General features: G+C 71.3%; 1 protein-coding gene and 1 pseudogene. Both read left to right on the top strand.

All coding sequences use genetic code 11. The features are described from left to right. On the top strand, nucleotides 1–2,792 hold a 2,792-nt coding region (locus AB0G14_RS35145; protein WP_357705038.1), incomplete at its 5' end, for an amino acid adenylation domain-containing protein. Nucleotides 2,793–2,813: 21 nt separating this feature from the next. After that, a pseudogene (locus AB0G14_RS35150) lies at nucleotides 2,814–3,156 on the top strand (hypothetical protein); the annotation flags it as partial. Nucleotides 3,157–3,275 lie beyond the last annotated feature (119 nt).

Below are 3,275 nucleotides of genomic sequence, written 5' to 3' on the forward strand. Positions count from 1 at the left end.
GGGTCGTGCTCACCGTCGGCGCCGTCGCACCCCACATCCCCGCCGAGAACGACGTACGGGTGGTCGCCCTCGACGACGACTGGCCCACGGTCGAAGCAACCGAACCGGTCGACCTGCCGGCCGTCGACGCCTCCGAACCGGCGTTCGTCATCTACACGTCGGGTTCGACCGGGAAGCCGAAGGGCGTGGTGTTGACCCATGCCATGTTGACGAACTTCCTCAGCTGGATGCGCGAGGAGTGCGAGGTCGGCCCGGACAGCCGGATGCTGCACTGCTGCGCCCCCGTCTTCGACGTGGCCCTCGGCGAGATCTACACCGCGCTGACCTCCGGCGCCCGCGTCGTGGTCTGTTCCCGCGACGACCTGCTCGACGCCCGCCGGTTGACGGAGCTGATCGCCAAGGAGCAGACCAGCCACGCGTTCTGCCCGCCCACCAACCTCGCCGCGGTCGACCCCGCCGACTGCCCGAGCATGTCCTGCGTGACCCTCGCCGGGGAACCCATCCCGCCCCGCATGGCCCAACGCTGGCTGGCCGCCGGCACTCGGCTGATCAACGCCTACGGCCCGGCCGAGGCGTCCGTCGCCTGCACCTGGTACGACGCATCCGCCGGCTGGGGTGGCGCGTATGTGCCGATCGGCCGGCCCATGCCCAACCGACAGATCCGCGTCGTGGACGCACAGTTGAACCTCGTCCCGATGGGCGTCCCCGGCGAAATCCTCATCGCCGGGAAGGGCGTAGCCGACAGCTACCTCAACCGCCCCGAGCTGACCGCGCAACGGTTCGTCACCGACCCGTACGGCGGCGGGGTCGCCTACCGCACCGGCGACCTGGGCCGGTGGAACGCCAGCGGGGCACTGGAGATCCTCGGCCGCATGGACCACCAGGTCAAGATCAACGGCATCCGCATCGAACTCGGCGAAATCGAAACCGTCCTCGAACAGCACCCCGACGTCGGCACGGCCGTGGTCGTCCGTCGGGAAGACCAGGGTGTCGCCCGGTTGGCGGGCTATGTGACCGGCCGGGACGGCCGGACGCCGGTCGTGAGCGAACTACGCGCACACGTCGCGATCGCCCTGCCCTCGTACATGGTCCCGGCCGTGATCATGGTCCTCGACAGGTTCCCCGTCGGCGGCACCGGGAAGATCGACCGCCGGGCGCTACCGGAGCCCGGCTCCCAACGCCCCGACCTCGGCGTGGACTACGTCGAACCCGCGACCGACGAGGAACGGCTGGTCACGGGCGTGTTCGCCACCGTGCTGGGCATCGAGGGCATCGGCACCCGCGACAGCTTCTTCGACCTCGGCGGCACCTCCCTCCAATCCGCCGCCCTCGCCACCGCCATCGACGAAGCCGCCGGCGTGGTGGTACCCGTCTCCCAGATCCACCGCACCCCCACCCCGCACGCCCTGGCCCACTGGCTCACCACCGCACCCCGCCGCTCCCAGACCCAGCCGGAGCCGCCTGTCGCCGGACGCCCCGACCCGTCCGGGCCCGTCCCGCTGACCCTCTCGGTCTCCAAATTCGTCTGGCTCCCCTTCGACCTCGTCTGCCCGACCACCTGGTGGATCGAGGGCGAACTGGACCTCCGGGCGCTGATGGCCGCGCTCGGCGACGTACACAAGCGGCACGAGGCACTGCACGCCCGCTACCGACGCGTCGACCCTCCGGTCGCCGTCATCCCGCCGAACCCCGGCATGCCCCAGCTCCGGCTCCTCACCGACGCCACCAGCGAACAGGAAGCCCTGGACCAACTCGCCGAGGCCGTGCAACAACCACTCGACTACACCCAGGGCCGCAACTGGCGGGCCGCCCTCATCCGCGAGAAGTCCACCAACCGGATCCTGTTCGGCGTCGGCATCCACCACATCGCCTTCGACGGCTGGTCACACGCCCTCCTCGTCCGCGACCTCAGCCACGCCTACACCGCCCGGCTTTCCGGCGAGGCCCCGGTCTGGGAACGGTCCGCGCCCACCCTGCGCCAGTTCCACGACGAGTACACCCGGCTGCGCGACGCCGCCGACCTCGAAGCCCAGCGGGCCTACTGGCGCGGGCAACTGCGCGGACTCTCCCGCCAGGGCGAGGGCCGGTCCCAGGCGCTCCTGGATCAAACCCCGGCCTGGGGCCCGAAGACCGGGCACACCGTCACCGTCACCCCCGCCGTGCTGGAACGCTGGGACCGCGCCGCCCGCGAACGCCGGTTCAGCCGCTCCGCCTACTTCGCCGCCGCCTACGCCGTCGCGCTGCGCGCCATCCACCAGCAGGACGACATCGGCCTGGTGATGATCGTCGCCCAACGCGGCAGCCGCATCCTCGACTCCACCTTCACGAGCAGGATCAATACCAACTGCCTCCGGGTCCGGTTCGACGAGCCGGAGAAGGATCTGGTGCGGGCCGTCCAGCAGACCCTGGACGAGCTGATGGCCGCCCAGGACGTCCCCTTCCTGGAGAGCGCCGCCGACCCGGCCGTCGGCCTGTCCCGCGAGGTGGCCAACAGCCTGCCCGCCTTCGCCTACCAGGACAACGTCGTCCTTCCGCTGGAACTGCCCGGCTGCCGCACCGCGGAGGTCGTCGAGCCGTACGCCCGGGAGTGGTCGGGCGCCTGCCTCATCGAGGTGCTTCCCGGCGAAGAGGACGTCCTCCTGCGCGTCACCGTCCGCACCGACCTGGTCCCGCCCCCTGTCGCCGAGGTGTTGGCCGCGTCCATGCTGCGCTTCCTCGAAGCCGGACCCCAGGTCGACGACGACCCGACACACCGAGCGGGCCGTCACGACCTTCGCACATCTCACCTGTGAGGGTTGCCAGCATTGTCGCCCGGATGGCCGATCGCCACCGGCGTGGCCGAAGGAGCCTGCCGGCATCTGATCAAAGACCGGATGGACATCACCGGCGCCCGCTGGGGGCCTGGGGGGTGCCGAAGCCGTCCTCAACCTACGGGCGCTGAACAGCAACATCTCGCCGCGATCACAACGTGGCCGGCGCAATGATCGGAAAGTGGCGAAGTACCGCCAAGGCGCAGAACCGCCAGCCGTGATCCGTATTCCGCGAGACGATGCGCTGCCACGATCCGTGCAGACCACGCATTCGCGGAAGGAAATCCCATGTCTGTCCACCACCGATGGGCCCGGTTCGGCCGGGCCGTGGGTGTCGTCGCCTTGACGGTGAGCGTTGCCGCCGCCGCGGCGCCGGCCGCCGCGGGGGCGGCGCGGCGGCCGCCCGCGCGCCGGCCCGGCCGCTCGCGCGCGCCCCTCGCTGTCCGGGCCCCCGCCCCCCCCCCG

The organism is Micromonospora sp. NPDC023814, assembly GCF_040639595.1.
Lineage (GTDB): Bacteria > Actinomycetota > Actinomycetes > Mycobacteriales > Micromonosporaceae > Micromonospora.